General features: G+C 54.5%; 20 protein-coding genes. 13 read left to right on the top strand and 7 right to left on the bottom strand.

The features are described 5' to 3' along the window. The first annotated feature begins 329 nt into the window (after nucleotides 1-329). The 6 genes from KJZ99_06070 to KJZ99_06045 all read left to right on the top strand — a co-directional run bounded on the left by KJZ99_06070 (nucleotide 330) and on the right by KJZ99_06045 (nucleotide 10,021). Entirely contained in the window at nucleotides 330-1,169 is an 840-nt protein-coding gene (locus tag KJZ99_06070; GenBank protein ID MCL4305460.1) for a site-specific DNA-methyltransferase, read from the top strand. Between the two features lie 8 nt (nucleotides 1,170-1,177). Beyond that, on the top strand, nucleotides 1,178-2,098 hold the full coding sequence (locus KJZ99_06065) for a hypothetical protein (protein ID MCL4305459.1): 921 nt from the start codon (nucleotides 1,178-1,180) through the stop codon (nucleotides 2,096-2,098). 216 nt (nucleotides 2,099-2,314) lie between these two features. Next, on the top strand, nucleotides 2,315-3,688 hold the full coding sequence (locus KJZ99_06060; protein MCL4305458.1) for a hypothetical protein: 1,374 nt from the start codon (nucleotides 2,315-2,317) through the stop codon (nucleotides 3,686-3,688). Further along, nucleotides 3,685-4,068: a hypothetical protein gene (locus tag KJZ99_06055; GenBank protein MCL4305457.1), complete on the top strand. Its 384-nt coding sequence runs from the start codon at nucleotides 3,685-3,687 to the stop codon at nucleotides 4,066-4,068. The genes KJZ99_06060 and KJZ99_06055 overlap by 4 nt, the downstream gene beginning before the upstream one ends. Then, a complete protein-coding gene (locus KJZ99_06050) occupies nucleotides 4,068-5,141 on the top strand; it encodes a hypothetical protein (GenBank protein ID MCL4305456.1) in 1,074 nt (357 codons plus the stop codon). The genes KJZ99_06055 and KJZ99_06050 overlap by 1 nt, the downstream gene beginning before the upstream one ends. Nucleotides 5,142-5,209: 68 nt before the next feature. Further along, on the top strand, nucleotides 5,210-10,021 hold the full coding sequence (locus tag KJZ99_06045; GenBank protein ID MCL4305455.1) for a hypothetical protein: 4,812 nt from the start codon (nucleotides 5,210-5,212) through the stop codon (nucleotides 10,019-10,021). A 136-nt stretch (nucleotides 10,022-10,157) separates the two neighbouring features. Here KJZ99_06045 and rfaD read toward each other — a convergent pair whose 3' ends face one another. Further along, nucleotides 10,158-11,138, bottom strand: coding sequence for an ADP-glyceromanno-heptose 6-epimerase (gene rfaD, locus KJZ99_06040; GenBank protein MCL4305454.1), 981 nt, complete (start codon nucleotides 11,136-11,138; stop codon nucleotides 10,158-10,160). A gap of 28 nt (nucleotides 11,139-11,166) precedes the next feature. Then, on the bottom strand, nucleotides 11,167-12,723 hold the full coding sequence (locus KJZ99_06035) for an alpha-amylase (GenBank protein ID MCL4305453.1): 1,557 nt from the start codon (nucleotides 12,721-12,723) through the stop codon (nucleotides 11,167-11,169). Between the two features lie 129 nt (nucleotides 12,724-12,852). Here KJZ99_06035 and KJZ99_06030 point away from each other — a divergent pair, with 129 nt between their 5' ends. The 4 genes from KJZ99_06030 (at nucleotide 12,853) to KJZ99_06015 (ending at nucleotide 18,142) form a co-directional block, all read left to right on the top strand. Continuing rightward, a complete protein-coding gene (locus KJZ99_06030) occupies nucleotides 12,853-13,377 on the top strand; it encodes an FKBP-type peptidyl-prolyl cis-trans isomerase (GenBank protein MCL4305452.1) in 525 nt (174 codons plus the stop codon). 197 nt (nucleotides 13,378-13,574) lie between these two features. Then, the gene (locus KJZ99_06025) at nucleotides 13,575-14,057 is read left to right on the top strand and encodes a hypothetical protein (GenBank protein ID MCL4305451.1); all 483 of its coding nucleotides are present in this window, start codon (nucleotides 13,575-13,577) and stop codon (nucleotides 14,055-14,057) included. 4 nt (nucleotides 14,058-14,061) lie between these two features. Beyond that, nucleotides 14,062-15,744, top strand: a complete 1,683-nt coding sequence (locus tag KJZ99_06020; GenBank protein MCL4305450.1) for a T9SS type A sorting domain-containing protein — start codon at nucleotides 14,062-14,064, stop codon at nucleotides 15,742-15,744. A 787-nt stretch (nucleotides 15,745-16,531) separates the two neighbouring features. After that, nucleotides 16,532-18,142 carry a T9SS type A sorting domain-containing protein gene (locus tag KJZ99_06015; protein MCL4305449.1) on the top strand — a complete coding sequence of 537 codons (1,611 nt, stop codon included), beginning with the start codon at nucleotides 16,532-16,534 and terminating at the stop codon, nucleotides 18,140-18,142. Nucleotides 18,143-18,240: 98 nt separating this feature from the next. Here KJZ99_06015 and KJZ99_06010 read toward each other — a convergent pair whose 3' ends face one another. The 4 genes from KJZ99_06010 to KJZ99_05995 form a co-directional block, all read right to left on the bottom strand. Beyond that, nucleotides 18,241-18,564: a hypothetical protein gene (locus KJZ99_06010; GenBank protein ID MCL4305448.1), complete on the bottom strand. Its 324-nt coding sequence runs from the start codon at nucleotides 18,562-18,564 to the stop codon at nucleotides 18,241-18,243. Between the two features lie 76 nt (nucleotides 18,565-18,640). Next, a complete protein-coding gene (cutA, locus tag KJZ99_06005) occupies nucleotides 18,641-18,973 on the bottom strand; it encodes a divalent cation tolerance protein CutA (protein ID MCL4305447.1) in 333 nt (110 codons plus the stop codon). 14 nt (nucleotides 18,974-18,987) lie between these two features. Beyond that, entirely contained in the window at nucleotides 18,988-19,575 is a 588-nt protein-coding gene (locus KJZ99_06000) for a YceI family protein (protein MCL4305446.1), read from the bottom strand. An 18-nt stretch (nucleotides 19,576-19,593) separates the two neighbouring features. Then, nucleotides 19,594-19,866 (bottom strand): HU family DNA-binding protein, encoded by a 273-nt coding sequence (locus KJZ99_05995; protein ID MCL4305445.1) that lies wholly within the window; start codon nucleotides 19,864-19,866, stop codon nucleotides 19,594-19,596. A gap of 33 nt (nucleotides 19,867-19,899) precedes the next feature. On the opposite strand from KJZ99_05995, the gene KJZ99_05990 reads away from it, so the two are divergent. Then, nucleotides 19,900-20,133, top strand: a complete 234-nt coding sequence (locus tag KJZ99_05990) for a zinc ribbon domain-containing protein (GenBank protein ID MCL4305444.1) — start codon at nucleotides 19,900-19,902, stop codon at nucleotides 20,131-20,133. Here KJZ99_05990 and KJZ99_05985 read toward each other — a convergent pair. After that, nucleotides 20,130-20,399 (bottom strand): AbrB/MazE/SpoVT family DNA-binding domain-containing protein, encoded by a 270-nt coding sequence (locus KJZ99_05985; protein ID MCL4305443.1) that lies wholly within the window; start codon nucleotides 20,397-20,399, stop codon nucleotides 20,130-20,132. The two genes, KJZ99_05990 and KJZ99_05985, sit on opposite strands and share 4 nt — an antisense overlap. A 426-nt stretch (nucleotides 20,400-20,825) precedes the next feature. Here KJZ99_05985 and KJZ99_05980 point away from each other — a divergent pair, with 426 nt between their 5' ends. Together KJZ99_05980 and KJZ99_05975 are read left to right on the top strand one after the other, a co-directional pair. Next, nucleotides 20,826-21,668, top strand: a complete 843-nt coding sequence (locus tag KJZ99_05980; protein ID MCL4305442.1) for a M23 family metallopeptidase — start codon at nucleotides 20,826-20,828, stop codon at nucleotides 21,666-21,668. Nucleotides 21,669-21,863: 195 nt separating this feature from the next. Further along, complete coding sequence (locus KJZ99_05975; protein MCL4305441.1) at nucleotides 21,864-22,619, top strand: site-specific DNA-methyltransferase; 756 nt, start codon at nucleotides 21,864-21,866, stop codon at nucleotides 22,617-22,619. The last annotated feature ends 1 nt before the right edge of the window (nucleotide 22,620 follow it).

Below are 22,620 nucleotides of genomic sequence, written 5' to 3'. Positions count from 1 at the left end.
TACTGAAAATGGGGTTTGTCAAGTGTTTTTTGAACAAATGTTCTAAATGATGATGAGGGTTGGGGTTAGGACCCGAAGGCAGGTCGAAAAACAGGGGTTTAGGGGTCGGAGGTGGGGAAAGGGGAGGAGAAAAGGAGGCGTGCGGGGGGGGAACCTTGATCATTTGCTCAATTATCACTACGATCAATGTGATCAAAAATCAATAAGTTAGATCGCGCTTACCCTTGAGCAATATCGAATTGGCTGATACCATCCTCCGCAGAAAAGCGGGAAAAGAAAAGAAGGCGAAGGCTCCGTCAAAGAACGGTCACAAGCCGCACGCTGTTGTTATGGCTACTGTGCGGGTCGAGTTGCCGAAGGGGATTGATCCATACTTCAACGAGAACGGCTTCTGTTTACTGCACGGGGATTGCCGCGAAATTCTAACACAGTTTCCCGAAGATCATTTCGATATGGTGTTCGCCGATCCGCCGTACATGCTTTCCAACGACGGGTTCACGGTGCATGCGGGTAAACGCGCGAGTGTGAACAAAGGAAAGTGGGACAAGAGCCGCGGACTGGAAGAGGACTTCAGGTTTCACATGGAGTGGATAGCGGCGTGCCGCAGAGTACTGAAGCCCGAAGGCACACTGTGGATCAGCGGAACCTATCACTCCATCTACGCCTGCGGCTACGCGCTGCAACTGCAGGGCTTCAAGATCCTGAACGATATCGCCTGGTACAAACCGAACGCATCGCCGAATCTCTCCTGCCGGTATTTCACGGCGAGCCACGAGACGATTCTGTGGGCGAGAAAGTCCGCGAAAGCAAAACACGTTTTCAACTACAAGGAGATGCGGCACGGCACGTGGCCGGGAGACTTTATCAAGAAGCCGGACAAGCAGATGCGCTCGATCTGGGCAATCAACACGCCGCCGCCGGAAGAGAAGACGTTCGGCAAACATCCGACACAGAAACCGGTTGAATTGCTCAGGAGAATCGTGCTCGCTTCAACAGTGCCGGGGGCGTTGATTCTGGATCCCTTTGCCGGGAGCTCTTCGACGGGGTTGGCGGCGGTGGCGAACGGGCGGAAGTTCATCGGGATTGATCTGGAGAAAAAGTATTTGGATGTTTCGGTGAAGAGGGTGAAGAAGCTGGTTTACGAAAAAAGCGGTCAGCTAAGCCTATAGAAACAGCGATGAAGTTCATACCATTCTACAAGAACGCATTGAATTGCAAAAACGAAGACCAAGTGTTCGAATACTTCTTGTCCCATCTTAAGCCTAGTATAATGCTTTGGTCGTATTTTGTTGACTGGGAAAAGGTCAAGACGAATTCTCAAGATCTTGAGATTGCACTAAATAGTCTCAATTACTTGATAGGTAAGAAAGATTTCGACAATGAGTTTAGAAGACTACTCCAATCGAACCCAGGTTTGGCTCGAGCTTTACCCGCGTTGGTAGTTCGAGATGGAAAGGGCTCGATGAAGTTCAACATTCTTGTGAACTACAAACAAAAGAGACTTGAGTATGAGGAGGTAGATTTTTCGAAGTCAAGACCCAACGATTCAGATATTGAAAGTTATCTGAACTTTGTTAAGGGAACAGGCCTTCGGGACATAATAGCCTCACAACGCGTCAAGAATCTTGTTGATTACATGTTTGGCGTCGAAGCAGGTTTGAACAGTAACGCACGGAAGAATCGCATCGGTTTTGTAATGGAGGACATTGTTGAAGTCTTCATTGCTGACGCATGCCAACGGCGTAACTTTCCATATCTTGCACAGGCGAATGCGTCAAAAATACAGCGGGCATGGGGAATCGCTGTGCCATACGATAAGTCGTCACGAAAGTATGACTTTGTCATCAATACGAAGTCAAATCTGTTTATCATTGAAACGAACTTCTATGGTTCTGAAGGAACAAAGCAGAAAGCAACAGCAGGAGAGTACAATACATTGTTTAAGTTTCTGAGTGGTCGTCATAAGTTTATCTGGATTACAGACGGTCAAGGGCTTGCAGCATCTGAGCGACCCTTAAGGGAGACCTTTGACGCCATTGACTATCTCTTTTCTCTTGATATGCTTGAGCACGGAGTGCTCGATCAAGTTTTGCAGTAGAATTGCTGATTATCATTGAATCTTCAAGCGGCTCCAAGCGGGGCCGCTTGTGTTTTGTGGGATGGGCAAGGCCGATGCGGGCGGCTGGACAAGGTCCTTCACTTCGTTCAGGATGACAAGGGGAGGCAGGTAAGTGGGCGACCAAGCGGGGTGGCACATGGGTTGCGTAGTTCCAGTCCGGATGAAGGTGCTGTGGCATCTGTTATACCGAGTCATATGAAAGCTAAAACTTTAATTATTCTTCTCTTGGCCGGGATGGTTCAGGCGCAAACCTGGCCGTCCGGGGCGGTCTCCGACCCCGGCTCGGGGGCAAAACCTGTCCCTGCCGGCTGGTTCAAACTGGCCGGATTCGGCGCGTCCCTGTCCAACGAGATTTGGGAAGACAACCGGTTCGGAGCCTCCTTCGAGCTGGGAGTCGCGCGCGGTCTGGCCCTCTCGGCCGCGACCTCGAACCGCGACCTCGCAGGCCGCGGAGCTTTCCAGAACGGAGCCGAAGACGCCAGGCTGGGATTGGCCGTCTGGCCGCTTTCTTATAAGGATAAGCTCGCGTTCGGCTTCAACGGCAATCTTATCTTGCCGACGGGCTTCCGCGACGAGCAGAGTTTCTACGATTCGACGACGAATCAGGTGATTTCACTGCCGGCCTTTTCGCTCGAACAGACGAGTGGACAGCTTTCGGTGGGCACCGCGTGGACGCCGAGCCGAGCCGCCGAGTTGGGCGCATTCGCAGGTTATTTCGGCACATCCGATAACCGCGAACAGGCGATGCGCTGGGGGATGACGCTCGCACTGACCCCGTTCGGCGAACGCATCGGAGCAAGTCTGGCCTTCGCGCAATCCATCACGCGCACGGGCAGATTTCCTGATACGGAAGTGCTGCGCGGCGGAGTGGATATTCAACTGCCGTGGGGATTCGGACTGCATCCGGGCATGTATGCGGAGCTTGAAGACGACCCGATGGTGGGCGGCGCGTTAGCCTTGAGTTTCACCAATCGTCTGCCGCTGTCGGTGTTTCCACCGAAGCCGTATCCGCGACTGCCGGAAGTTCGTCAGGGTGCGGTGTTGGTTCCTCCGCCGCTGTCGAAGCTCGCGCTCTCTGACAACGACGCTCTGTGGAGTCAGCTACGTGAATCGCTGACGACTTCTTTTGACATTGTGCAGCCGCTGGCGTCGCTCGACCGGCCCGGGCTGTTGTTCGACGAAATGAACCGCACGAGTTTCTGGAATACGATGGCGGCGATCGGCGCGGCCTATCCGAACGTGCGCTGGCTGCTAATTACGCACGTGGATGACGAAAGCGTCTCGCGTGCACAGGGAATTTCGATTCCGCTAATCGTTTCGCAACCGCAATGGGAAGCGGCGTGCAAGCTGCGGGTGCAGCTGATTGACCTCTACGAACAGACGGCGTATCCCGAACGCATCGTGATGGCAACCGCTATGATGAACGACGGGCTGCGCAGTCCGCTGGTATCGACGATTGAGAAAGAAAAGCTGAGCGTGGAACGCGCGCGCGAAATCACGCTGAAGGCTTATCAAAACGCAGGACGGGAAGTGGCGCTGTCACTGCCGCCGCGCGAGGAGGGTGAATGAGACTCCTGCTGCTGCTGACGCTGGCGCTGTGGACGATCTCGTGCACGTCACCGACGGATTCGAACGACGAGACGATCAACACTCAAGGCTCCCGCGTGTTATCGGTCAGCGCGCTGCCGAGCGCGATTCCGGCGGACGGCGTATCGCGGATGACAGTTTTTGTCGAGTACCGCAATGAAGGTATTCCGGTCGCCGATTCGACGCGAGTTATCCTGCTCAATACGATGGGCCGTTTGAGTGCGGGAACGATTTATACGACCGGCGGCGTGGCGCTGGATACGCTGCGTGCGGACTCCGTGGCGGGATTGGGCTGGTTAGTTGCCTACGCGGACGGGCTGCGCGATTCAGTTGAAATCATGTTTACGGAAAATACACCTTGATGACACGACGACTCTTCCTGCTCCTATTGTTTGCGATGCTGTTTGCGGCGTGCGGCAGCGGCGGTTCTTCGGGACCGACGACTCCGGTCGGACCGGAACCGTTCAGCCTGTATTACTGCCGCGTGGTGGAAAGCGACGGACGCATGCGCGTCGAGTGGGCCGCGAACCGTCCGACGACTGGCGAGTTCCGCTTCGGACAGACGGTCTTCACGCAGCTCATCAATATCGGTGTGCCGGCGGATACGCACAGTGTCGGTTTGACGGGCTACACGTTCAACACGCTGTACATCTATCGGCTGACGGTCATCGACCAGGATGGCAACCGGCTCGACTGCGGCGGAGAATTTGAAACACCCGACAAGGCCACGCCGGAACCGATTCTCTCGAATCTGCGAATTCAGGATATCACGGAGTTCGCCGCGCGCATCACGTGGGAGACGGACGAACCGGCCCGCACGATATTGTATTACGGTGTCGGTATTGCGAGCGATTCAGTGACGCAGAGTGAGATGACGATGGATCACGAAGTGTCGCTTTCCGGACTTGTGCCGTCCACAATCTATGCGTTGCGGCCTGAGGCGATTGATGCCGATGGACTGCGCGGAGTAGGGCGGGACAGTGTGTTTGCGACGGCGGCGCGACTGACGCTGTGGATGCCGGCGACGCAATTGCCGCTCGGCGATACGGTGACCGTTCCGGTGCATCTCGAAGCCGCGAGTGATTTGGCCGCGCTGCAATACTCGCTCGAATTGCCGGAAGGGAACATCGAAGTGGTCGCGGTGCGTTCGGGGCCGTTCTACGACAACAACGACGGCTTCAACTTTTTCAGGAATATTCAAAACAGCCACAATCGTGTGACGAACACGATGACGTGGGTGATCCAGTATAACGGCGACACGCGCGTGGGGACGCGCGCGGACGGAGCCGGAGTGGTGGCGTATCTGGACCTCAGAGGACTTGCACCGGGCTCGGCGGGGGCTGTGTTTGATGCGGATTCGACGTTCGGACTGGATATGTTTGCGCAGATGCGTTCGTGCTCGCTGCGCGCCGGAACACTGACGGTGATCCCGTGACACATTCACACAAACTTTTACATTTCACCATATCCGGCTTCAGCGGCCGGAAGATCGGGAGCATGACCATGCGAAATTGGCAAATCATGTTGCTTTCTACGCTCACGTTGTTTGTGAGTGTCACAACGGTAATCGGCGCGCCGACCTACCGTTCATTCATTGAATGGAACGGGCCATACTATAATGTGCGGCACGGCCTGACTGCGGACTCGAGCGGCTATCTTGACTATCTGGTCAATACTCCGCTGCCGCTTTACAGCACGCCGTTTTCCTCGCCGACCGCCGTCGAACTGTTCGGTTCGGTGGACGCGATGCGCACGTTTGTCGTGGATCACGACCATCGCCGCGTGCAGGTCTTCGGCACTCCGGTCAAGTGGAATGTCGAAGCGCTATTCTACAGCGTCACGCCGGTGCAGGGCAACTACGGCGGACGTTCGATCCGATTCTCGCTCGGCGAGACGGTTCCGGGCAGCGAGCGCATCTGGGTAAACGGCAAATTCTTCAAGCGTGTCGGTTCGCTCACGGGCTACGGTGCGGCGGACTCCGTGTATACGATGGTCTACTCCGGTGTGCCGAACACGGGCGGCGTGGCGACTCTGCCGCTCGGTTGGGACTTGCAGCCGACAGACAGCGTGCGCGTGGAGTATGCTTATGCCACTCCGCCGGGAACGCCCGGCGTGGGAGATTTGGATTACATGCTTTATCAGTCCATGCCGACCGACATTCCCCTGCAATTGAATGAGGCGACTTCCTCTACCGATCCCGCGATGACAGATTTGACATCATTGGCGATTAACGCGTCGGTGCGGCTGGGTGCGGTGGTTGACTTGTATTTGGTCAACGGCGTGACGGGCGGGAGCGGTTCGCTCGCAAGCTATGATCTCACCAACATCGGCCCGGGTGGTGCATTCACGCACGTGGACACCTATCCCGGACTCATCGGTCGTCCGTATGACGTGGAAGTCGTCGATCGCGGCACAAACGTGGACGGAATGATCGCGGAAGGCACGCCGTCCGGCGTAGCCAACTCGACGCTTGTCGAGAGCATCACCAATCAGAACACATTCCTCGGCAACGACTATCGCATCACGTTCAGTTTCGACACAACGACGGGTATGAACGCCAACGCGACTCCAGACGTGACGGAAGTAGATCTGATGTGGGATCAGCCGCGCGGCCGGCTGCATATGGTCATGACGTCGGACAACGCGGTGCCCGGCACGGCATACAGCTACAGCGACGACTTCGGCCAGACATGGTCTACGCCGGTAACGATTTCACCTCCGACGCTGACAGGAGTGCATGACCGTCCGCGCATCGCCAAAGAGAGCAACGGCAACCTGCACATCGTCTATGAAGCCGAAAACGGCGGCGGCGAACGCCATTTGTATCACTCGGTTTCTTCCGACGGCTCAAGCTGGTCGGCGGGTATCGAATTGACGACATCCCTTACGCCCGCGACGGTCACTGAAAATCGTTACTGTAATCTGCTGGTCGATCCATCCGGCAACGTGCATTTAATCTGGGCGGGCGACGACGACGTCTACTATCGAGTCTATAATGGTTCGTGGGGCGCACCGACGCTCATCGCTTCGGGTGCGGGCACGGGTTTTTCCGCGCCGCATTGTGTGGTGGATAACATCGGCCGCATCTACATGGCCTACGTGTCCGACGCGACACCGCCTGCGGACATCAGCTACATGCTGTTTAACGGCGCGGCGTGGGGAAGCTATCAGACCGGCGGATTTACTGCCGGTACGCCTGATCCCGTGACGACGGCGGCGGGCTTTGCTTCCGACGGCGGCGGTCGCGGTGAATCCTTCCCGCAGCCGCAAATCGCGCTTGTCAATTCGAGTCTCTATGTCTTCTGGGCCGGAACGGGCACCGAAACTTACGGTGTGGATCAGGCTCAACTTCGCTACAATATGATCGGTTCACTCGACGGAAACTTCACGTCCGGAGCAGGCACTGCCGCGACGACAGGAGATGACGTCGCACCGCTGGCGTTTAGTGTGTCGGTTGATCCCAACAACATGCTGCACATTCTGTATCCTTACGGTTCAACCGTGAATCGCGAAGGCCTGCGCTACAAGACTTTCGACATCAACAGCGGCACATGGTCTCCCGCGACCGGAAATCCGGGGCGCGAGATTCTTGAAGAAGGAGCGGCGGCAACGGTCTTTGCGATCGAGCCTCGATTGATCTGCCCGTCCATCGCGGGACAGACTGCTCCCTTTATGGCGTGCGCAAAGGCCTACACATCGCTGGGCGGCGGATCGCCGCGTGCGCTGTTCAAAGTCATTGACGGTATCATCACGATTACTGATCAGACAAATCTCGCTGAAATCCAAAAGTGGCGCGTCTGGACGCACGGCGTCGCGGACATCTCCGGAATTCCGGGTTTGTCGTTCACAATCACCAATACAACGGACTTCGCATCGTCAACGGATGACGTGGACGGAACGAATTTCAATCTGGGAGACTATTACGAACTGGACGGCTCGCCTGCCGTCAAGAACGATCTACTGTTTATCTCCGACACGGACAATCATCGGATCAAGGTCATCCGCGCCTACGAAAACATTGACAACTGCTTTGCGGGCGACGTGCGATGGGATGTGCCGGGTCAATCAAACGGTTCACCGGGTCAAACTTTCAAACTGGCGACAGTCGGCGGCGAAAACAGCTTCACCGTCTGGGCAAGCAATGACAACACTCCGTGGACGATTGTCGAAGACCTGCTGATTGCGGGACCTGCGGATCGTTACTGCGAAGTCGACCGCTACACACGCGAGCTGCGCTTCGGTGACGGCGCGCACGGTATGATTCCCTCTGCGGGCGTGTTCATTCGCGTTCGCTATGAAGAGTCCGTGGACGAAGCTGAATTCGGCCGACTGGGCAGCGCGAGCGGTCAATTGGCTTACCCGCGCGGAATTGCCGCAGCCTACAATGACAACCTCGGCCTGTATGACGTCTACGTCTGTGATACCGGCAACAATCGTCTGCAGAAATTCTCGTATAATCCGAATTCGAACGTCAACCCGAATTCGTGGACAAGCCCCAAGGTGGCATGGTCCACGGCAAGCAGCGGCTCGGATTTCCTGAACGCGCCGCAAGACATCGAAACGGTCAAGATGAGCGGTCAGGTTTATCTGGTCGTCAGCGACAACGGCAATGACCGTGTCGTCATCTATCGCGACAGTGAAGCCACCGGTTCCGGCGGCAATACCGCGCCTGCATTTGTGTCGCAGGCCGGCTCGGCGGGGAATAGCTTAAACCGCTTCGCAAATCCGATGGGCTTGGGTGTCATGGCCGAAGACAGCGGGCTGGTGATTCTGGCGGCGGACGCCGACCGTGACAAGGTTGTCAAAATCGTGCGCCGCGACTGGCTGACGGAACTCGGTTCGGACAGCACGGACGGAACAGACAGCACAAACGTCATCCCCGAGCTTGCGTTCATAGATGCGCTGGACGGTGACGGATACCTGTTATTACAGCGCGGCGCCGTGCGCACGCTGCGGCTCGTGCTCAATAACCCCGACTCATTGGTATCGGTGCGCGCGTCCTGCACGTTCCCTGCCACGATGATTTCCGTGCTGAATATCAGCGAAGGCAATCTGTGGAGCGGCGAACGCTACACGAACACGGTGTTTCTGACCAATGTAAACAACACGGCGGGAACTTTGGACATCAATGCCGCGATGGTCGGCGACAATGACGGGCTCTCCATCGTCGGCACACGCACCGTTGCAACCATTACCGTACAAGCGTTGACGACACTCACGATTCCCTCCACCGGCGCCATCAGCTTTGCGGCGGCGACCGACCTGCGCGACGTCAGCAATGTGCCCGTGACCAACGGCGTGCGTTCCGGAATGTCGCTGCGTGCGGGTTACCTTGCGGACATCGCCAGAACCGGAGGAACTCCGGGCAATGCGCCGCGCATGGTGCCCGAACCAGACGGACAGATAAATTTCGCCGACGTGAACGTGTTCACGCAAGGCTGGAACGGCAACGGACTGACTTTTGATCCGATTTCGGATATCGGGCCGTATCTGGGTTCCACCGTGCCGAATCTCGTGGCCAATCCCGACGGACAGCTCGACGCTTACGACTTGTTGTCGCTTGCGACCATGTATGCATGGTTCAACACTCAGAGCGGTTCTTCGATTGCCGCGCGTGACTGGAGCGGCGATCAACTTGACGACGACGGCAGCATCCGTGTGTCCTATCAGCCGGATGGCGAAACGACGACGTTGACGATTGCTGTTCCCGAGGCGGTTCGTTTGACCAGTGCGCATCTCGTGGTTGAAGTGTTAAACTCGCGAGCCATCGTAACGGACGTGAGCGAAGGCGATTTCCTGCGGCGCGGTGCACAGACCGTTTTCCTCGCGCATCACGACGGCAATCTCGCGGACATCAACATCGGACGTCTGAGCCGCACCGCGCCCGGAATTTCGGGAAGCGGAACGCTCGCGACCGTCGAACTGATGCTGCCCGCCGGCGAAACGCCGTATGTGCGCGTGCGCTATGAACTGCGGGACAGCGAAAACACGCTGACCGGTTTCGGAGTTACGCAATCGGTTAATCAAGCCGTGCTGCCCGTTGAGTTCGGATTGAAACCAGCGTATCCGAATCCCTTCAACCCGAGCACGAACCTCACGTTCGTACTGCCGGAAGCCGCCGATGTCACTCTACGCGCGTTCAACGTCATCGGTCAGGAAGTGGCAACGATTCTGCATGGCCGCATGGAAGCCGGTGAACACACGATGCTCTGGAACGCCGAAAACTCCAGCGGCGCGCTGCCGACCGGTGTGTACTTCATCCGCCTCGACGCGTTGAATCGCACAAGCCTGCAGAAAGCTATCTTAATGCGTTAAGCCTTGCGCGAGGCGGGTGCAAAGTGAACCGCGTGAGTTCGCCACCCGCCGAGCAACTTGTTTCATCTCTCCTCATCAAAGCACAGCGGGCGGCCATTATGGCCGCCCGCTGTGTTACTAAGCTTATACTCGAAACTCACGCGTCCGCAAGATACCTTGAGTCCCGATGCATGTAATCCCGCACGTAGCTCTGGACAAACTCACCGAAGCGGTCCGCGAACTTGGGCAGACCCGCAGCGTAAAACTTGCTCATGTCCGCGCAGGTTTCATACTGATAGCGGCCGCGCAGATCCTCGGGCATCGGAAAGTATTCGATATTCACCGGCTTGCCCAGTGCCTTAAAGACGTTCTCCGCGAGCTGATTATAGGTGTGCGGAGTGCCCGTGCCGAGATTGAAAATACCGTTGACACTCGGTTTGTCGAGGAGAAACTTGATGCCGGTCAGCACTTCCGCGATGTGGATGAAGTCGCGCCGTTGCTCGCCGTGCTGGAAGTCGCTGCGGTGTGACTCGAACAGTCGCACTTTACCCGTGTCGCGCGCCTGCGGATAGGCGTGCAGCACAACACTCGCCATGCGACCCTTGTGATATTCGTTCGGGCCAAACACGTTGAAGAAGCGTAAGCCCGCGACCTTGTCCTGCAGCTTGTGTTCGAGCAGCCACATGTCAAACAACCATTTCGAAAATCCGTAGGCGTTCAAAGGGCGCAGCTTCGGAGTCAGGGAATCGTCGTCGGAAAATCCCAGCGAACCGTCGCCATACACCGCCGCACTCGACGCGTAAATGAAGCGCGCGTGATGCTCCAGCGACCACTCACAAAGCAGCCGTGAATACTCATAGTTCCACGCCATCAGATAATCCACGTCGGCTTGCGTGGTGTCCGCGCACGCACCCATGTGAATCACAGTCTTGACGTCACCCGCCCACGGTGCGCTGGCAAGCGCGTCAAACAAATCCTCGCGGTCCACGAACTCGCGGAAACGTAATCCACGCACGTTTTTCCACTTCTCGCGTGAGCCGAAACTATCCACCAAAATCAGGTCAGACACGCCGCGCTGATTCAGTGCCCACGCGCACGCGCTGCCGATGAATCCCGCCGCTCCGGTGATAAGAATCATATATTGCTGTAATTCCGGCCGTGTGTGATTAGCGATTTGTTTCGTCCTGTTTGCGTGCTGTCCAGCCGAGCGTATCGCCGAACGGCAGCGCTCCGCCGGTTTCCGAACTTTCATCCGTCACCGCCGCGGCGTCGCGCACCTCGCACTCAAAAGCGTGCACCTCCCACGGCTCCAAATCGAGGTATAGCCCGCGCATCATCAGTTCCACGCCGTCGCGGATATAAACTTTGCTCGAAAGCAAGTCGCGCAACACTACTTCCTTGCCCTGCAGATTGCCAAAACCCAAATCCACCCAGCACTGACTCCGATAGTCCGCCCAGTTCACGAAAATCCGCAGATGATTTGTCTCGGAATCCCAACGCTGCGCCAATACCTGCCAGAAAGACTCGTTGCCTTGCCAGGCTTGCCGCGGATGACAGAACGACCACTGACCGTTGCGCATCGCATCGTGTGCCAATACCGTCATCAACTGCGCGTAGAACTCAGAGATTGCAGCGTCCGGCTCCTCCGGCGGCATCCGCAGCAGCTGCACCGGAGCCTTCAGCTTGGCGCCCTTGAGCTGCCCCTGATAGAGCAGATTCGCAGACGGCAGACAGAATATCCACGTTGCCGCGGCACGGTGCGGTGCGAATGCCAGCCGGGATGCGATACGCTGCTCGTCATGATTCTCAAGAAAGCGAATCCGGCACCTGTGCTTCGACTCGTCATAATCAAACTGCACGCGCGACAACCCCGTCGGTCCGACCGCCCAATCGAGCGGATTCTTGTCATACGTGAGATTGAATCCCATTTCACAGAGCTCAAGGTCCAGTCCCCAATAGACTTCCGCAATGAAGATAAACTCGGGATGTTTCTCGCGCACGCGCTGAAGCGCCAACGGCCAGAATTCCCGCATCTCCCCGCCCCACGTCTTGGTGAAAACGTGCGAGAGGATCAGCATCGCCATGTCGCAGCGCACGCCGTCACAGCGTCCCGCCACGGAAAGCAGTTCATTGGCTATCGCAAGCTGCGTTTCCAGCTTGCGGAAATCCGGCTGCGCCGTATCCGACCACGCGGGGAAGTAGGGGTCGCGGCCGTGCGCGATGATCTTCGGGCCATGCTCCGTTTCACAGAGAAACCACGAAGCAGGGTCACGCTGCAGATCGGCGTCGCTGCCCTGCACGTAGCGCTCGGGATGTGTCCGCGTCCACGGATGATCACGGGCCGTATGACTGGGGACGAAATCGAGGATGAGTTTCATCCCCCGCTCGTTCAGTTTTCTGCGAAACTCCGCCAAACCCGCGTCGCCCCCTAACTCCGGATTCACCTCATATCCGACCAGAGCATAGGGAGAGGCCGTCACATCCTCCGCAGTCCAATCGGGCAAGACCTCAGAATAGTCCTTCATTAGCCCCTCATGGACTCGCGCAATATCCCGTGACGCCGCGCTGGGTTTCCAGACGCCCATCAGCCAGACCGCGTCCACAGCTCGTTCCTTCCAGCGGTCGAAGTGCTCGTCGGGCACGTCAGCCAGCGACAGAGGAGGCCCGTTCCCAAGCTCCCGCAGCCAAAGGCGTGTATTAATCTCCAGGAATGTCCTGCACACACTCATGGCCCCCTACCTTTCACAATTAATAGTATCAATAGCTTGCACCTAAAGTCATTTCTCTTATATTACGGCTTTAAGACCTGAAAAACAAGGCCGAAAACAGCCTCTTTGTATGAAGAAAGGAGCATGATGAGGACAAGAATGCGATTGGGACTTATTGCAGCTATGTGCATTGCATTAGGCTGCGGCGGGGCGAGCAAGAAAGTCGAGGCCGGAAGTGCCGCCGACGAACAGAAGCAGACCACTCAAACTGAGACCAAGACGGAGAACAACGGACCAACCATGTGGAAAGTTGAAGGCGATACAGTGACGACCGCTTCAGGTCTGCAGTACCTGATGGTCAAAGAAGGCACGGGCGACACGCCCAAAACGGGCGACCGCGTGAGCGTGCATTACTCCGGTTGGCTTTTGGATGGAAGCAAGTTTGACAGTTCAGTGGACCGCGGCGAGCCGTACAGCTTTACGCTCGGACGCAGGCAGGTGATCGCCGGATGGGACGAAGGCGTTGCGTTGATGAAGAAGGGCGAAAAGCGTCAGTTTATCATACCGAGCGACTTGGCCTATGGCGACCGCGGACATCCCGCCGGAATTCCACCCAAAGCGACGCTGATTTTTGACGTCGAATTGCTGGACATCGGCACCGCGCAATAAGCAGAGAATTCCCGACTTGTGATTGACGAGACGTGCCGCAGCGCGTCTCTTTCATTTTATTATTCCAAGTAATACAAATTTTTAAGTCACATTGAGTCTCTCGTAACTTGTCAACAGGGCGGGTCCGGGGGAATTTTGCAATCATGGGACAGCGGGCTTGACATTGCCGAAGGGAGGGTATTACTTTATACAAGCTCTTGAGACATCTTCTCACGACTGAACAATCAAATGGTGTCACAGTTATGAAGTCGCTGGTGATGATGGGTATGCTGTTCGGATTGTGCGCGTCAATGCTTGCGCAAACCGAAGCAAGTATGTGCGTCTACGTGACTGACGTTTGCTGCGACAACGATTGGTCGACGGTGGAATTCACGATTCCCTCCGGAGAACAAGTCACAAAGACCTACATACACTATGATGGCGACGAAGACAACAAAGTAGTGCTCGAATGCTGGGATATCGTGGGTGGAGCGGAATGGTTTAGGTTCTGGATACTTGATGATCTTTGCGGATGCGGAAACGAAACGACGGTCGAGAATCACGCAATCGGACAGAATCATATCTTAAGGTTTAAGGTGAAGTGCAAGGAGTGCGAGGGAAGTTGCGAGTCCGGATCCGGCACAGTGTACTTCTCCACCGCTACAGCAGCGGTTTGTGCGCCAAACTGCAATCCTGAGTAGAGCCGTGCGGTTGATTGCTTTAATAGCCGTAACTATGGTCGTCTTGAGCGGGGAAGTTTCACTTGCCGCTGTCAGAAGAGTCCCTCAAGTATACGGCAGTATTCAGTCTGCCGTTACGGCATCACAGCAAGGCGACACAGTTCTGATCTCGAGTGGAACCTATCTTGAGGCGGTCAGCATTCCGTCCATGGGCCTGACGATCGCAGGCAGGTTTCTTGAAACAGGAGTGCTCGGCGATATCGATTCCTGCGTGATTCGTGGCTACACGAGCGGAGACGACACCATCAGAGCAATCTCAATCGAAGATGACGGCGGACCCCTTCCGTCCTGCAGAGTCGTCGGACTTCGATTCGCGACCAGTTCAGCGCGTCACGACGAATCAGGCGGCGCGATTCGGGTCTTTGGTCAAGTTGTCAGCATTGAGCATTGCAAATTCGATTCCTGCAAGGCCGGCTATGGCGGGGGAGTAGGAGTACGACAATCCGTGACTTCTATCTCTAATTGTTCGTTCACATTCTGTGGTGCAAACAGGTTCGGCGCAGCAGTCCGGAGTGTCGAATCTCAGGTGGTGATGGACTCATGTCTCATCGAAGAAAGCACATCATATGATGACGAGGATGAGCGACCGGAACAAATCGGAATACGGCTCACGCATCTGACGTTGATCAACTCGGAAGTCAGGAACTGTGGAAGGGGGCCCAACCCTGACGGTTGCTACTTCGTGTATGCGTCAAAGCCACCTGATACCGTGGAAATTTCAAACACGTATTTTCACGACAATCATTGGGCGAATTTCATTCACAGGGGCGGTCAGTATCTCGACTTTCTGCGAATTGACTCTTGTCGGTTCACGAATGAGCGACTCAGCGGCGCGATCTACAGTCAGGGCGGTCCGGACAGTTTGACCACTTTCTTTTGTCGTGGAAACGTGTTTGAAGATTTCACAAGAGTGTGGCCCTACGGCATGCATGGACTCTTCGCGTTGTCCCGAACGCGCACGACCGTTATGATCATGCATAATCTTGTGCGCGGCTTCAGTCTTGGTCATACATCGTTGGGAAACTTGTTCGAGATCAATGAGTCGCCTCGCGTTGTCTCCAACAACTACATTCTGGAGTGTTCAAACGAGTCTATCTCGTGGCCGCCTTCCGGTCAGGTCTTGCTCTACCGAAACGGCGATACGGATTTTAACTACAACGTCATGCAGGGAAACATCGGATACGCTGTCTTTCAGGGAAACCTCAATGGAACATCCTTCGCCCGGCGGAACTATTGGGGACATGAATCCGGGCCGTACGATTCTGTCGGAAATCCGGGCGGATTGGGAGACACGGTGGAATGGAGAATCAACTATCAGCCGTGGGAAGAGGACACGAGCTTCCTTGCGAGTGTTCCCGAGCCGCGTGTTCCGGTTTCAGTGCCGCAGAGTTTCATTGGAAATGCCTATCCAAACCCCTTCAACAGCAGCGTGACCATCGAGTTCGTGCTGCTGAAGGACCAGAAGATTTCACTCGACATATTTGATCTCACTGGCCGGCGCGTTGCGACTCTTCTTGACGAGAAGATTCGCGCAGGCGTTCATGTTCGCGACTGGCGGCCGGAAACATCCGCCAGCGGCCTCTACTTCGCCCGACTGTCTACGGATGAAGGGATTCCCTCGACGGCAAAACTGCTGTTCATAAAGTGAGCATGAGTAACGCGTGACCTCGATTGACTGCGGTTGCCGACTCTTCTGTAACACACGAGGCGAGCCTTTCAGCTCGCCTCTCTCTTGAAGTATCCTAAACTATCCACACTTTTCGCTGGTGCCCCGATCTCATTGATAACTCTTGTTTTTAAGAAAAGAAAGAAATCTCTGGAAATGCTGAATGTGGTCTTGACAAATACGGGGGGGGGGGGTAGTATATTGTTGGTGCCCTCGACGCAATCCTGCGAGAGGTAACCAGACATGGGAGAGGAAATATGAAGTACTTAGACGAAGTGAAGAGCACACAACTTCCAGCAATCTTCGCCGGGGTTCTGCTTCTACTCGCCGCCACATTTAGAGTAGATGCATGAGATCAGAAATTCACCTTCACGCAGCACGATAACGAAAGCGTGGTTCTTTGGCCGTCATATTCTGGTGTGCACTATGTATTTGCAACAGCGACGCTTGGTTCCACTGCGATCTCGCAAATTGTGCAAAACGGTCAAGTTCGCTGTGTGGCGGCAGTGCAGTCAACAGGTCCCAGATCTAAGTGTTCTTCCGGCTGGGTCCAGATTGGAGGAGGAGCAGTGTCTTACGATGCGAGCGCTACGATCGCATCAGGAGGAGAAGCTACCTGTATAGGATATGACAACAATAGTCAGTACTATCAGCAAGCATTATGTCCGCAACAGCCTAGCCAGTGAGTGGAGTGATGATGTGTGCTAATTGCATCGCGCACTGTTTTTTGATCTTGCCACTAAGCATTGTTGGTGAGGGTTTATGCGCGGTGATTGAGATCGACTCCAGCTATTCAATCTCCGCGACAATTAGAGAGGCGAGTGCAGGTGATACGATACTACTTCGCGACGGCGTGTACCGAGAGTCTGTACGTGTGCTTGATCACTCGATCGTAATCGCCAGCGCGTATCTTCTCGAGGGAGATTCCAGTCACATAATTGCCACAATCGTTGAGGCGGAGCTTGCCGATCCTGACAGCGCGAGTTGCTTCATTGTTTCGCTCCCCATGACTGATAGTCTGACGATGATTGGTCTTACTCTCTGGGAGGGACGAGGTACGGTCTGGCATGGTCCGTCCGATGATTGGATTGCCGGAGGCGGACTTCATACGAATGCCAGTCGTGTCGTGATCAGAAACTCCCGTATCATGAATTGTAGTGCGCAACGAGGCGGAGGCATTGCGGTTATGTCTAATACTCCCGACTCTGCAGAAGGCCTTCTGGATATACAATATAGTTCTCTACAGAATTGCAATGCAGATCGGTTTGGCGGCGGCCTCTTCACTTTTCAATCTGCCGCGATCTTGCAGTTCTGTACGATGGAAGCGTGTACCTCTCGGGAGTCTGCGGGTGGTGCCCACTTGGGTGGATACGCGATGATGGTAGCTTGTACATTACGCCAGTGCGGGGGTATAATGGGTGCTGCTGTCTTGGAAAGCGACAATTCACTTGTGCAAGGCTGTTTGTTTGAGACAAACGGAAATCCGTGGTCATTTCAGTTCTTTGGTGCATGCCACTTGCTGACTCTGGGTAATGTGGAGACTCGAAATTGCATATTTCGTGGCAACACATCAAATGATGCGGCTGTTGTTATCTTTGATTTTCGACGGTTTGGTGTCCCATTCTTCTCAGGTAATGTAATAGAATCACATACCATGCTTGACCGGGTCGGCGCTGTCTACCTGTGGGATTGTCAAGGTGAGTTCTCACACAACATTGTTCGAGATGGGTATGGCGCTCGCGGGGCATGTATTGTTCCCTCTGGAAGTGTGTTCTTTCATCACAACATCTTCACTGGCAATCAACAGGATGGGAATAGCGGCGGTTCTGTTTTCTCCTTTGACAACCAAGGCCCTATGCCGGGAAGACTTGATTCAAATGTCTTTGAGGATAATGTCGGCACCGTTTTCTATCGCGAAGCGTGGATTCCGAATCCCCCGACGATTGATGCTCGCAACAACTGGTGGGGCCACGAAAGCGGACCCTTCCATCCGACGAGGAATCCAGATGGACAAGGTGATACTCTACTTTTGAGTATCGTTGAGTTTGAACCGTGGCTGATGGAGCCGCCTGACACGTCGATGTCAAGCGATTTCCGACGCCTGAGTCCAGGAGTCAATTCGACATGGAGGCTCTTGTCCGTTTTTCCCAATCCGTTTAACTCGACTTTGAAGATTGAATTGGCCGGGTTCACTCGTCAGGATTTCAAACTAACTCTGTTTGACATTCTGGGCAGAGAGCAAGCTGTTGTGCATACAGGAAATCTATCCGGCGGGGAGCTAATGTTTGAGGCACCACGAACGCTCGCAGGTGGAATCTACTTCTTGCGGGCCTCAGATCGATCTGCAGTTGAAACACGCAAGATAGTGTTCCTAAAGTGAGATGTCATTTGTGCCCCCCCAGCACAAGATCACACTGCAAATACACACACGAGGCGAGCCATTTGGCTCGCCTCGTCAATTTCGGCATGATGTTCGTGTCAGACGATCGTTTCCGCGTGTTGTGCGTGTTCGCTGCGCAGCCGCGTCAAATCGTCTTCGTAATAGCGCACGCGCTGCAGCAGTAGATTGACCACCGGATGCTCGGAGGAGATGCTCTCTCCCTGTGATAGGAGTTCGCTGCACTTCGCGCCCAAGGCCTCTTGTGCCGATCGCAGACGACGCTCCGTCTGCACCTCATCCATACGGATTCTGCCCTGCCGCGCCAACTCCTCGCCCTTGTCCCGCCAATCCCGCAACCCAGCAACGACCGTCTCGCGGACATCTACCCATAATGACTTGCCTTGCGGCGGTGTCGTAGACATATTTATCCTCCTTGACGGTTTTGTGCCTTGCCTATAGTTTGCACGCGTTTCAGCGATGAAAGGTTCCCCGAGACGACTATAATCCGATCTCTTTCATCAGCCAGTTGCGATACGCTTCGCCGATTTCATCCACCTGAAACACCAGGATCTCCGGCTCCGTATACGGGTGTGCTTCGTCAAAATAACGCTTGACTTCGGCCAACCGTGTGTGATGTGTCTTGATCAACAAAACAATTTCCGGATTATCCGTCACTTCCGTAAACTCCCAGCGATACATCGAGGATGCGCCGGGTAACCTTGTCACACATGCCGCTAATCGCTTCTCCACTAATCCTCTCGAAAAAGCCTCTGCTTTGTGATCATGATCTATTGTGGTGACAATCAGCACTTCGCCGTGTCCTTTTTCCATGTGTGCCTCGTATACTATTGTGATAATTCTATCTCTACCGTGATTTCCTGTGTGTCGGACAGACGCATGAACAGGAACTCCGGTCGCGGAATCTGATGATCCATCAAACTAATCGGCCACTGACAGCGAACGCTCAGCGTGGAAGTTGCCGGTGTGTAGGTCAGTGACCCCAGAATCTCGTACTCCTTTTTTACGCCATGCAGGTCCAAGTCCCCCTGCACTAAGATCGCCGCCGAGCCGCCGCCCGAAATGTTCGTCGGGTCAGCCGAAAAAATGTCTTTCACCGTAAACACGGCGTCGGGATAACTCTTCGTGTCGAGGTGATTCACCCGCATATGCTCGTTCCGCAGCGACAACCCCGTGTCCAGTTCCTTCAGCGACACTCGAATCGTGCCTTTCGCGCCGGATTTCAGGTTACCCAAATCTAATGTGACTTTGCCACTGACATCGCGCGTTCGGCCCACTATCTTCTCCAATGGGGCGTTGGAGACGAACTGCACGAGGTTCTTCGGATTTGTTGTCTTTACGGAAAATTCCGTACCTTCAGCACGGACCGCACCGGAATACAGCAACAGGGGGACAAGGAGTTGTGCGAGTTTCATATGCTCTGACTTCCGGGTTTAGCGAACGAGGTCCTTGAACTTCTTGGCCGGCACGAACTTCGGGAACTTCGATGCGGGGATGAGCATTTCCTCTCCGGTGCGTGGGTTACGACCGGTGCGGGCTTTGCGTTCTGCAAGATAGAACGACCCGAAATCCGATAAATTCACGCGGTCTCCGTCCCAAACGGTGTCTTTAATCGTTTCGATGACCACCTGCAGGACTTCAAGAGAAGTTTGTTGAGAAAGGGCTGTCCGGGCCGCAATGGCTGCCACAAGTTCTTTGTTTGTCATTTCACAAAATCAATATAAACAAAAAGGTAGATTATGCCACTCTACGAGTATAAGTGCGAAACCTGCGGAAACGTAGTCGAGATTCTGGAGGCTACGGTCAAGAATCGCGCCGAAGGCTATTGTCCCAATTGCGAAGGCGAACGCAAATTCACCAAACTCTTCTCACTAACCGCTGCGCCGCAAAGCAAAGATTCTGATGGACTTGGCATGTGCGGCGAACCTCGTGGCACCTGCCACGGTGGCGGTTGCGGCTGTTCGCTGAACTAAAGCCGCTTCTTCAGCTCGGCTATCGCGGTTTTCACACCCGGAAACTCGTTTTCTTCCCGTTCTGCTGGCAGAGGTTCGTTCGGCAGCGGATCATCCGCCAAGCGCTTCTTGTGCAGAATAATAACGCCCGCCGGAACGGAGCGCGCGGTTGTCACAAGCTCAAAGTCAAGAAAATCACCCTCTTTCAGGTCAACATGGTCAACCAGTCGCTTGGGAAGGGTGATCTGATTTTTCGCTCGGATCTGAGCTGACAGCCGTCTCGCCATGACACCTTGAGTTTTCAGAATTTCCGACATTTCGAAGATACGCTTTTGAACTGACCCAAGCAAGCAAAGCCGGGTCAGCGAAAAGTGGGCAAATTTGGTCTCACTTTTGCAAGAAATCGGCTTGACAAGTAGCTATTTTTTTGTTACTTTCAGGCATCTTTCGCGAACTGCGAAAACGATTCCTAAGCTGAATCAAAACAAATAACTAACAGTCGCAACTGCGGCAACGAATTCTATAGATTATTCTGATTCTACCGCAAGTTGTTGAGTTCTGCATCCCCATGCAGCCCCAGATATTGCGGTGAATAAGTTCGGAGTTTGATGGCGAATCGCAAGTTTTCATTAATATTACTATCCCACGACCTGAGTAAGAAAGTCGAATTCACTTTTACTCGGGCTCGCGCGAAAGCTCTCCTCGCAGGCCTCGTGGCGAGTTTCCTCCTCTTCAATGGAGTGACTGGATTTCTCGCCAGCCGGATTGCCAAGGAGACCGGCCGTGAGCAGCTGGAAGCCGAGAATCGTGCCCTGCGGGAACAACTTGCGAAGTTTGACACCAAGATAAAGTCGGTTGAGCAGCGACTTTCGACGCTCGCCGAGACGGACAATATGCTGCGCCTGATGGCCGATCTGCCGCTCCTGCCGCAGGACGTGCGGAATGTCGGGGTGGGCGGAACGGTTGAGATTCTACCCCCGGGGCCGCTGGTTCCCGAAGCGCAGGAAATCAACGAGATTCTGAACAAGCTGGACCGCGAGCTGGATTTGCAGCGCACCAGCTTCCGCGAAATCCACAGCAAGCTTGAGCAGAATCAGGCTCTGCTGGAGCATCTGCCGACCCTGCGTCCCTGTGACACAGGGTATTTCTCGTCCGGTTTTGGCGTGAGGCTGGATCCGTTCACGAAGAAGACCACGCATCACGACGGTCTTGATATTTCCGCGCCGCGCGGCACGCCCGTTAAGTCTTCGGCAGCCGGAACGGTCATCTATGCCGGCCGCTATTATAACTACGGTCAGTTTATCGTGGTGGATCACGGCGGAGGCATTCAGACTGCGTATGGCCACCTGCACAAGATTCTCGTGCGCAAGGGTCAGAAGGTCACAAAGGGTATGGTGATCGGGCAGGTCGGTTCGACGGGCCGCTCGACCGCACCGCATCTGCACTACGAAGTGCGCGTCAATGGTGTGGCCGTCAATCCGATGGACTATGTCTTTGAGGAGACCGAGTCCTTCCCGGGCTTTGCCAGCACAACAGTGCACAGCGACGACCACTAAGCTCCGCAACATCTTGAGTTTCTTTGCCCGAAGCCCCGCGCTTCGGGCTTTTTCGTCCTTATGGGCTTGCAAACTCGGAATTTGAAGGTTACATTTAGAACTGTCCGTTTCCTAACCTGCAAGTCTTTCCTGACCTCAATGGCTTTGCCTAGCAGTTTACTATCAAACCAAGGATTCTGTAGTTGGTGTTCTGAGATGAAAAACCTTGCTTATCCAAAAGATTTCGTTGATAAGATTATCTGCGGAAACGCAGTTGATGTTATGAGGCAGATTCCAGATGGATCAGTGGAGCTCATTGTTACCTCTCCTCCATACAACCTAAAGAACTCAACAGGGAATGGGATGAAAGATGGACGAGGAGGCAAATGGGCCAATGCTGCGCTACAAAATGGTTATTCGCACCACAATGATTGTATGCCCCACGAAGAGTATGTCCAGTGGCAGCGGCGGTGCCTTGAAGAGATGCTGCGGATCATACCAGAGGACGGAGCGATCTTCTACAACCACAAATGGCGTGTTCAAGCAGGTTTATTGCAGGACAGGCAAGACATTATTTCTGGATTTCCGGTGCGCCAGATTATCATCTGGAAACGTAAAGGCGGCCTAAACTTCAACCCCGGCTATTTCTTACCAACGTATGAAGTCATTTACGTTATTGCAAAGAAGAAGTTCCGATTAGTTGATAAAGCAAACGCTTACGGCGATGTCTGGGAATTTACTCAAGAAATGAAGAATGAGCATCCTGCAGCATTCCCTGTTATTCTAATAGACAGGATAATATCAAGTACGGCTGCAAAGATAGTGTTAGACCCCTTCATGGGCTCAGGAACAACTGCAATATCTGCATTGAACTTGAATAGACATTACATTGGAATAGATGTTTCACCTGAATACTGTGAAATGGCGAGACGACGGGTGAAGGCGCACATGCAACAGGCAAAACTCTGGTGAC

This window comes from bacterium, assembly GCA_023382385.1.
Classification (GTDB): Bacteria; Electryoneota; RPQS01; order RPQS01; family RPQS01; genus JABWCQ01.
The sequence above is the reverse complement of the archived record's forward strand: the minus strand, read 5'-3'. Positions and strand labels throughout refer to the sequence as shown.

What these genes read in the sequence shown, in the direction of transcription:
- KJZ99_06070 (MCL4305460.1), top strand. Translation starts at nt 330, where the DNA reads ATGGCTACTGTGCGGGTCGAGTTGCCGAAGGGGATTGATCCATACTTC.
- KJZ99_06065 (MCL4305459.1), top strand. Translation starts at nt 1,178, where the DNA reads ATGAAGTTCATACCATTCTACAAGAACGCATTGAATTGCAAAAACGAA.
- KJZ99_06060 (MCL4305458.1), top strand. Translation starts at nt 2,315, where the DNA reads ATGAAAGCTAAAACTTTAATTATTCTTCTCTTGGCCGGGATGGTTCAG.
- KJZ99_06055 (MCL4305457.1), top strand. Translation starts at nt 3,685, where the DNA reads ATGAGACTCCTGCTGCTGCTGACGCTGGCGCTGTGGACGATCTCGTGC.
- KJZ99_06050 (MCL4305456.1), top strand. Translation starts at nt 4,068, where the DNA reads ATGACACGACGACTCTTCCTGCTCCTATTGTTTGCGATGCTGTTTGCG.
- KJZ99_06045 (MCL4305455.1), top strand. Translation starts at nt 5,210, where the DNA reads ATGCGAAATTGGCAAATCATGTTGCTTTCTACGCTCACGTTGTTTGTG.
- rfaD (MCL4305454.1), bottom strand. Translation starts at nt 11,138, where the DNA reads ATGATTCTTATCACCGGAGCGGCGGGATTCATCGGCAGCGCGTGCGCG.
- KJZ99_06030 (MCL4305452.1), top strand. Translation starts at nt 12,853, where the DNA reads ATGATGAGGACAAGAATGCGATTGGGACTTATTGCAGCTATGTGCATT.
- KJZ99_06010 (MCL4305448.1), bottom strand. Translation starts at nt 18,564, where the DNA reads ATGTCTACGACACCGCCGCAAGGCAAGTCATTATGGGTAGATGTCCGC.
- cutA (MCL4305447.1), bottom strand. Translation starts at nt 18,973, where the DNA reads ATGGAAAAAGGACACGGCGAAGTGCTGATTGTCACCACAATAGATCAT.
- KJZ99_06000 (MCL4305446.1), bottom strand. Translation starts at nt 19,575, where the DNA reads ATGAAACTCGCACAACTCCTTGTCCCCCTGTTGCTGTATTCCGGTGCG.
- KJZ99_05995 (MCL4305445.1), bottom strand. Translation starts at nt 19,866, where the DNA reads ATGACAAACAAAGAACTTGTGGCAGCCATTGCGGCCCGGACAGCCCTT.
- KJZ99_05990 (MCL4305444.1), top strand. Translation starts at nt 19,900, where the DNA reads ATGCCACTCTACGAGTATAAGTGCGAAACCTGCGGAAACGTAGTCGAG.
- KJZ99_05985 (MCL4305443.1), bottom strand. Translation starts at nt 20,399, where the DNA reads ATGGCGAGACGGCTGTCAGCTCAGATCCGAGCGAAAAATCAGATCACC.
- KJZ99_05975 (MCL4305441.1), top strand. Translation starts at nt 21,864, where the DNA reads ATGAAAAACCTTGCTTATCCAAAAGATTTCGTTGATAAGATTATCTGC.